Source organism: Aquaspirillum sp. (genome assembly GCF_055136605.1).
Genome location: NZ_JBSQVP010000086.1, coordinates 1 through 7,921 on the forward strand (window position 1 = coordinate 1; position 7,921 = coordinate 7,921).

A 7,921-nucleotide genomic window follows, 5' to 3' on the forward strand; every position below is an offset into this window, starting at 1 on the left:
CCGCACCTTCAGCCTCGAGATCGGCTACAACAGCGGCATCGCTGGCGCCCCGGTCCAGTTCGGCATCGGCACCTTCGACCTCGGCGCGGTTCCCGCTCCCGGCGCGGTTGCCCTCCTCGGTCTCGCTGGCCTCGCTGGCCGTCGTCGCCGCTGATCGCTGAACTTCTCGCAACGAGAAAAAAGCACTCTTCACCCGGCCGCGGTTTCAAACCGCGGCCGGGGTTGCTTTTAGGCGTGATTGGAAGTCATCCCTCGCCGCCTGCGTTGGCAGTGCGGCGATTCAATTGGCCAAATGGCGCGGCGCTAAAGTCATCACCACCGTCGGCAATGCAGAAAAAGCGGCTTGGTGCCGTGAATTGGGCGCAGATATCGCCATTGTCTATTCAGAACAAGACTTTGCCAGCGTGGTGCGAGAACAGGGGCGAGTGGCATTGATTTTAGATTGTATCGGCGGCAGTTATTTGCAGCGCAATTTGCAATGTCTTGCCACCGATGGCCGCTTAATTGTGATTGGTGTGATGGGGGGAGCAAAAGCAGAATTGGATTTGGCGATGTTATTGGTCAAACGTATCCGTTTATTGGGTTCAACGCTACGCAGCCAAGGCTTGCCACAAAAACAGCAACTGACGCAGGCACTTCGCGAACATATCTTGCCGGCAATGCTGCGTGGCGCACTCCGCCCCACCATTGATTGTTGTTTTGCCCTCGCCGATGCTGCCGCCGCCCATCGCTATCTCGAAGAAAATCGCAATTTGGGCAAAGTGTTGCTAAACCCTTAAGCCAGCGGGTTTTAGCGAAAAATCGGCACCACGCTGAGCGGTTTTTAGCCTCGCCGCATCGCAATTGTCGCGGTTGGTGTAAAATCGGTCGGTTTATGTTCGAGCCAACTTGTGTGCTGTTGGCGCGACAATCACTATTGAGTAGGCGAAGCAAGTACGCCATGCCCACCACCCTATTGATTAGAGAATGTTATGAAAGCTGCTGAGATTCGCCGCAAGTTTTTAGATTTCTTCGCCTCCAAAGGCCACCAAATCGTCAGCTCAAGTTCCTTGGTGCCGCACGACGACCCGACATTGTTATTCACCAATGCCGGAATGAACCAATTTAAAGACGTGTTTCTAGGGTTTGATAAACGCCCCTATACCCGCGCCACCACCAGCCAAAAATGTGTGCGTGCAGGCGGCAAACATAACGATTTAGAAAACGTCGGCTATACCGCCCGTCACCATACTTTCTTTGAAATGTTGGGCAATTTCAGCTTTGGCGATTACTTCAAACGCGATGCCATCCACTATGCGTGGGAATTTTTGACCAGCCCAGCGTGGTTAAACCTGCCCAAAGACAAGCTGATGGTGACGGTTTATGCCACAGACGATGAGGCATACGCTATTTGGCACGAAGAAATCGGTGTCCCAGCAGAAAAAATTGTCCGCATTGGCGATAACAAAGGCGCGCCGTATGCCAGCGATAACTTCTGGCAGATGGGTGATACTGGCCCGTGCGGCCCATGCACCGAAATTTTCTACGATCATGGCGCGCACATCTGGGGTGGCCCTCCCGGAAGTCCCGAGGAAGACGGCGACCGCTTTATCGAAATTTGGAACAATGTGTTTATGCAGTTTAATCGCACCGAAGACGGTGTGATGCACCCCTTACCGAAGCCCTCGGTCGATACCGGCATGGGCTTGGAACGTATCTCGGCGGTGTTGCAAGGCGTTCATGCCAACTACGAAATCGACTTGTTCCAAAATCTGTTGCAAGCCGCTGCGCGTGAAGTCGGTGTGCCATTCAGCATGGACGTGCCATCGCTGAAAGTGATTGCCGACCATATTCGTGCCTGTTCGTTCTTGATTGTCGATGGGGTGATGCCATCGAATGATGGTCGTGGTTATGTGCTGCGCCGCATTATTCGCCGCGCCATTCGTCATGGCTACAAACTCGGCCAAAAACAGCCGTTCTTCCATCGTTTGGTGCAAGATTTGGTCAACGAAATGGGCGATGCCTACCCCGAATTGCGCCAGCAACAAGCCCAAATTGAAGACGCGCTGAAACAAGAAGAAGTGAAATTTGCCGAAACCTTAGAAAACGGCATGGCCTTGTTAGAAGCCGCGTTAGCCAATCAAGCCACGACCCTCGACGGCGCCACCGCGTTCAAACTGTATGACACCTACGGTTTCCCGCTTGATTTAACCGCCGATATTTGCCGCGAACGGGAAGTGACCATCGATCAAGCAGGTTTTGATGCCGCAATGGAAGCACAACGTGCGCTGTCGCGGGCAGCTTCTAGCTTTAAAACCCAAGGCCAGTTGGAATACAGCGGCAGCGATACCCGTTTTGAAGGCTATGACAGCAGCAGCGTCGATGCCCATGTTTTGGCACTGTATAAAGACGGTCAAGCCGTCAACAGCCTCAGCGCAGGCGATCAAGGCGTGGTGGTGTTAGATTGCACCGCGTTTTATGCCGAAGGCGGTGGTCAGGTCGGTGACCGTGGTGAAATTATTGCGGCTGGCGGTGTGGGCGCATTGTTTGATGTGGTCGATACCCAAAAAGTCACCGCAACAGCTTTTGGTCATCACGGCACTTTGGCACGCGGTCAGCTGCAAGTAGGCGACAGTGTGCAAGCCACAATTGATTTACACGCTCGCCGCGCTACCGAACGCAATCACTCCGCCACTCACTTATTACACGCCGCTTTGCGTGAAGTATTGGGTAAGCATGTGCAGCAAAAAGGCTCGCTGGTCAATCACGAACGCACCCGTTTTGACTTTGCCCATACCGGCCCAGTGACCGCCGATGAATTGGCCGACATTGAACGCGTGGTAAACCGTGTGGTGTGTGCCAACTATGCCGTTGATTGCCGTTTGATGAAGCATGAAGATGCGATTAAAGCCGGTGCAATGGCGTTGTTTGGTGAGAAATACGGCGATGAAGTACGTGTCTTGAAAATGGGCGAGTTCTCCACAGAATTGTGTGGCGGTACGCACGTCGAGCGGACGGGTGATATTGGCTTGTTCAAGATTGTGACCGAAGCCGGTGTGGCGGCTGGGGTGCGCCGGATTGAAGCGGTAACCGGTGAAGCTGCCGTGGCATATGTGCAAGCACAAGATGCGTTATTACGCGACGCAGCTAACCAGTTGAAAGCGCAATCGACCGATGATGTCGGCAATAAAATCCACGCTTTGCAAGATCACGCTAAGGCCTTGGAAAAAGAAATTGCCCGTCTGAAAGGCAAATTGGCCTCTAGCATGGGCGATGAACTGGCAGCACAAGCTCAAGAGATTCAAGGGGTGAAAGTGTTGGCGGTGGAATTGGACGGAGCCGACAGCGCCGCACTGCGTGAAACAATGGACAAGCTGAAAGATAAACTGAAATCGGCAGTCATTGTGTTAGCCAGCCGCAGCAGCGATAAAGTACAGTTGGCTGCTGGTGCAACGGCAGATGTGTGCAAAAAAGTGAAAGCCGGTGAGCTGGTCAACTTTGTTGCAGCCCAAGTGGGTGGCAAGGGCGGCGGTAAACCCGATATGGCCATGGCTGGTGGTACCGAGCCAGCAAAATTGCCAGCCGCACTCGCCAGCGTTGCCGATTGGGTCAATAGTCAGTTGGCAAAAGCATAACACCGCCTTTACAATACTGTTTGGATGCGAGACACGCCGCAAATTTATCAATTTGGGGCGTGTTGTTACGCAAGTAAAAAGTAAAATCAAGCATATAGCAAAAAATCAGCTATGCTAAAAAGTGTGTCAGGGGAGAATGTATCATGCGTGTCGAAGGGTTATCTGCCGTCACTCCTGCTGCAGTCATAACGCCTGCACGCAATAGCACGGCACAAGCAACGTCAGAACAAACCTCATTCTTTGCGGCATTAAGTCGTATTGGTGAATGGCGCAATGCGTCTGGCAATCAAAACACCAGTGCAACGGTGGTGGACAATCGCGGCAAACGCGATGTGGACAGCGAAAACAGCCGCAATGCCAGCACCAAAACCACCCTCACGCCGGAACAACTGCGCGAAATACAACACCTTGCCTCAACTGATCGCCGTGTGCGGCAACATGAGCAAATGCACATTGCGGTTGGCGGCGAGCTGATTACCAGTGGCCCGACTTATGACTATAAGAAAGGCCCAGATGGTAGGCACTATGCCGTCGGTGGTGAGGTTGGGATTGACACTTCGCCAGCACGGACAGCCGAAGAAACAGTGCCAAAGGCACGGAAAATTCGCGCTACCGCCCTTGCGCCGCCCGATCCATCGCCACAAGACCGCAGTGTTGCCGCTCGTGCCACACAGATGGAATTGCAGGCACAAATGGAAATTAGCCTGACTCGTGCCCGTAGCTTACGCAGCAGCAGTGCACTCACCACAGAACAACCACAACTGGCGGCGAACATTCCGCCAACCTATGCCAGCCGCGCCTTACGCACCTACGAGCATTTTTCTGGTGCCAGCAACCGCGAGGTGTTTAGCTTATACGCCTAACCCGAAGGCAGGGTTGTTCTCTCACCACTCACGGCGTTGGCAGATGACTTCTGCCACGCCGTTGGTGTTTTTAAGCGCCGCCAACAACGCCGACAAGCGAAGTTCATCCGTCGGGTTTATCGTCGCCGGTAACAGCAACACCACCGATAATTGCCCCGCCAAATAATGCAGCAAGCATTCAATGTGTGCGGCATCCTCACCAAGATGCGCCTGTAACAGGGCCTCGATTTCGCTGCGGTCGGGCAGTTGTAAACAAGCGGGGGTGCCTTCGTCGTCTTCAGGATCAATATGCACCAATACATCCAACACAGTTGGGCATTGTTGTTTCACCCGTTGTCGTGCCAGCGCCGCAATACGATGGCCTTCTGAGACACTGATTTTGCCATTGACCAAAATATGGGCATCGACTAAAGCCTGATCGCCCATTTTCCGCGTCCGCAAGTCATGCACCCCCAAGACCCCTGATGTCGCTGCCAGTGTCTGTTCAATGGTTTGCACGGTGTTGTCATCCACGCTTTGATCCATTAAATCGGACAAGGCTTGCCAAGCAAATTTGCCGCCGGTACGGGCAATCATAAACCCAACCAACGCCGCCGCCAGTGGGTCGAGGAAGGTATAACCGGCCAAATTGCCGGCAATCCCTGCCGCCACCACTAACGATGACGCGGCATCCGAGCGTGCATGCCACGCATTGGCAATCAACATATTCGATTGCACTTGTTTGGCAATCCGCAACATATAGCGGAATAAAATTTCCTTGGCCGCCAAGGTAAACAACGCCACCCACAGCGCGGCCACATGCACCGCTGCGATAGTCTCTGGATGTTGGATTTTTTCAGCGGCAGACCACAACATCCCCAAACCGGCGACTAAGAGAATGGTGCCGAGGAACAGCGAGGCGGCGGTTTCAAAACGGGCATGGCCGTAGGGATGGCGTTGGTCGGGGTCGGCGTGGCTAAAGCGGTTGACAAACAACACCACAAAATCGGCCAGTAAATCGGACAAAGAATGAAGTCCGTCGGCAATCAAGCTCTGCGATTTTGCCCAAACCCCCACCACAATCTGCAAGATCACCAAAATCAGGTTAACCACCACACTGATCCAAGTGGTGATATGGGCAGCGCGTTGTTTGTCGGCAGGGGTAAAAGACATGCGGTGAGAGCTCCTTGAAAGCACAGCCTAACAGCGGATATTCAAACGGAGATTAAGTCGCGGTTTTCGGTTTGTGATTGACCCACATCACCCCACCCAACACCAACGCCGCGCCAATCAGCTGTTGGGACGACATCGCCTCACCCAAAATCACCCACCCCATCAAGAGGGTCATCACGGGGCCGAGGGTGGACACCATCGCCATTCGCGAAGCCCCAATCATTTCCATCGCTTGGTTCATCAATAACACAGGCAACACAGTGCTAAAAATGCCCATCAGCAAACCATAGAAATAGACCGGCATCGGCTGTACCAGTTGGCTGAGATCTTGTGTCACCAAGAAATGCGCCACCACGCCGAGGGTGGAAATCATCCCGGCCCAAGCCGCCATCTGCAACGGGCCGATTTGTTTCACCAACTCACCAGCGCCCACCAAATATAAAGCATAGGTCACCGCACACGCCGCCACCCACGCCACGCCCAACAACACATCTGGGCCTTCGCTGGCATGTTGCCAATCGTGCGCCACCGCCAACCCGATGCCGGCATAACACAGCAACAACGCGCCCATTGCTTGGCGGCTAATGCGTTTGTGCAGAAAGATGGCTGAGAAAATCAGCACAAAAGTAGGGTAGAGATAGAGCACCAAGCGTTCGAGTGCCGAGGAAATATATTGCAGGCCAATAAAGTCAAAAATGCTGGATAAGTAATAACCACCGATCCCCAACAAGAACAACTTGCCCCAAGTCCGGCGGCCGAATTGCGGCAACGTGCCGCCTTTTTCTGCTGTCCACGCCATCCACATAAAGAACGGCAACGCAAACAACATGCGTAAGGTGAGTAAGGTAACGGGGTCAACCTGATAGCGATAGGCCAATTTGACAAAAATCGCTTTGGCAGAAAACCCCAATGCAGATAACACTGCCAACATCACACCTCGGCCAACAAAGGTACGCGGCATGTGTGATAAGGCCAAAGAAACAGGACTCATAATAAGGTACGCTTGTCGATGAGTGAATTGAGGATGGCGGATTGTGGAAGATTTCTGCCATTTCCACCATGCGGATTTGTTACAGTAAGACTTCGCGATTGGCGAAGGCTGAGATAAAGGATAGTGTGGTGAGATTGCATTACGATTTCACAGATTTAAGATTGTTTATTCATGTGGCGGAAAGCGGCAGCCTCACCGCCGGTGCCAGCCGCTTGCCATTGGCGTTGTCGGCGGCATCGGCACGGATTCAAAAGTTGGAATCGAATGTCGGTTGTCGCTTGTTGTGGCGAGAACGCGAGGGAGTAACCTTAACCCCCGCTGGCGAGGTGTTTTTAAGCCATGCGCGCAATTTGTTACAAGAGGCAGCGACACTACACGAGGCAATGGGCGCGTTTGCCGAGGGTTATGTGACGGAAATTCGGCTGTATGCAACGACGGTGGCATCGACTGAATTTTTACCCGATGCCTTAAGCCGCTTTTTAAGTGATTTTCCAGATGTTACGGTGGAAATCATCGACCGCCCAAGCCGCGATATTGTCAACAGCATTGCCGCCGGTGAGGTGGAGTTGGGCATTGTCGATCACAGCGTGGGTGCTGAGCGGTTGGAACGGCAAATTTGTGCTCATAATCAGTTGGTGTTGGTAGTACCAAAAGACCACCCCACCGCCACCATGAGTGAGATCCCGTTTTCGGCGGCGTTGGATTATCCATTTATTGGGGTGCATCCGGCGAGTGCGATGCAGCAATTTATAGAGAAAGTGGCGCGGATGCACGGCACCAGTTTACGGTTGCGGGTGCGGGCGCATAGTTTTGAGGCGGTGCATTTGTTGATTGCAAAAGGGGTGGGGATTGGGGTGTTGCCGTTGTCGGCGGCGGAGCGGTATCGCAGTCAGGGGACAACGCAGATTATTACGCTCACCGACCGCTGGGCAAAACGCACCCTTACTGCCTGTGCTCGTCATTTTGCCAGTTTGCCGACGGCACATCGGATTTTATTGCAGTATTTAAAGGGAGATTCGCAATGAGAAATGGTTTGTTATGTGCTGGATTGGCTTTGTTGTATGGGTGCAGCCATGCCCAACCCCCAACCACACCACCGGCGCGGCATGATGTGCATTTTGTGTGCGATCAGGGGGAAACATTGTCTGTGCGCTTTTTTCCGCAGCAGGGGGTGGCGGTGTTGGTAAGGCATGGCGACACCATGTAATGGTCTAATACCCGTAGACACCTCGATAGGGCATGATAGATCTGAACGAGGGGGAAGAAATGAATTCAAAACGTAGTCAATATGATGCGAGCTT

At 53.2% G+C, this 7,921-nt stretch carries 6 protein-coding genes and 1 pseudogene; 5 read left to right on the top strand and 2 right to left on the bottom strand.

Going from position 1 to position 7,921, the window contains the following annotated elements; genetic code table 11:
• Window positions 1-275: 275 nt before the first annotated feature.
• From ACTBZS_RS11245 to ACTBZS_RS11255, 3 genes and pseudogenes are all read left to right on the top strand, one after another.
• Window positions 276-779 (top strand): annotated as a pseudogene (locus ACTBZS_RS11245) (zinc-binding dehydrogenase); the annotation flags it as partial.
• A gap of 192 nt (window positions 780-971) precedes the next feature.
• Entirely contained in the window at window positions 972-3,614 is a 2,643-nt protein-coding gene (gene alaS, locus ACTBZS_RS11250) for an alanine--tRNA ligase (RefSeq protein ID WP_463044190.1), read from the top strand.
• 143 nt (window positions 3,615-3,757) lie between these two features.
• Window positions 3,758-4,477: a putative metalloprotease CJM1_0395 family protein gene (locus ACTBZS_RS11255; protein WP_463044191.1), complete on the top strand. Its 720-nt coding sequence runs from the start codon at window positions 3,758-3,760 to the stop codon at window positions 4,475-4,477.
• A gap of 21 nt (window positions 4,478-4,498) precedes the next feature.
• Here ACTBZS_RS11255 and ACTBZS_RS11260 read toward each other — a convergent pair whose 3' ends face one another.
• Both ACTBZS_RS11260 and ACTBZS_RS11265 read right to left on the bottom strand, forming a co-directional pair.
• Window positions 4,499-5,629: a cation diffusion facilitator family transporter gene (locus ACTBZS_RS11260; RefSeq protein WP_463044192.1), complete on the bottom strand. Its 1,131-nt coding sequence runs from the start codon at window positions 5,627-5,629 to the stop codon at window positions 4,499-4,501.
• Window positions 5,630-5,681: 52 nt separating this feature from the next.
• Window positions 5,682-6,620 (bottom strand): DMT family transporter, encoded by a 939-nt coding sequence (locus ACTBZS_RS11265; RefSeq protein ID WP_463044193.1) that lies wholly within the window; start codon window positions 6,618-6,620, stop codon window positions 5,682-5,684.
• Window positions 6,621-6,748: 128 nt separating this feature from the next.
• On the opposite strand from ACTBZS_RS11265, the gene ACTBZS_RS11270 reads away from it, so the two are divergent.
• A complete protein-coding gene (locus ACTBZS_RS11270; RefSeq protein WP_460429937.1) occupies window positions 6,749-7,645 on the top strand; it encodes a LysR family transcriptional regulator in 897 nt (298 codons plus the stop codon).
• Window positions 7,642-7,827 (top strand): hypothetical protein, encoded by a 186-nt coding sequence (locus tag ACTBZS_RS11275; protein ID WP_463044194.1) that lies wholly within the window; start codon window positions 7,642-7,644, stop codon window positions 7,825-7,827. Before ACTBZS_RS11270 ends, ACTBZS_RS11275 begins: the two co-directional genes overlap by 4 nt.
• Window positions 7,828-7,921: the final 94 nt, after the last annotated feature.

What these genes read in the sequence shown, in the direction of transcription:
- alaS (WP_463044190.1), top strand. Translation starts at nt 972, where the DNA reads ATGAAAGCTGCTGAGATTCGCCGCAAGTTTTTAGATTTCTTCGCCTCC.
- ACTBZS_RS11255 (WP_463044191.1), top strand. Translation starts at nt 3,758, where the DNA reads ATGCGTGTCGAAGGGTTATCTGCCGTCACTCCTGCTGCAGTCATAACG.
- ACTBZS_RS11260 (WP_463044192.1), bottom strand. Translation starts at nt 5,629, where the DNA reads ATGTCTTTTACCCCTGCCGACAAACAACGCGCTGCCCATATCACCACT.
- ACTBZS_RS11265 (WP_463044193.1), bottom strand. Translation starts at nt 6,620, where the DNA reads ATGAGTCCTGTTTCTTTGGCCTTATCACACATGCCGCGTACCTTTGTT.
- ACTBZS_RS11275 (WP_463044194.1), top strand. Translation starts at nt 7,642, where the DNA reads ATGAGAAATGGTTTGTTATGTGCTGGATTGGCTTTGTTGTATGGGTGC.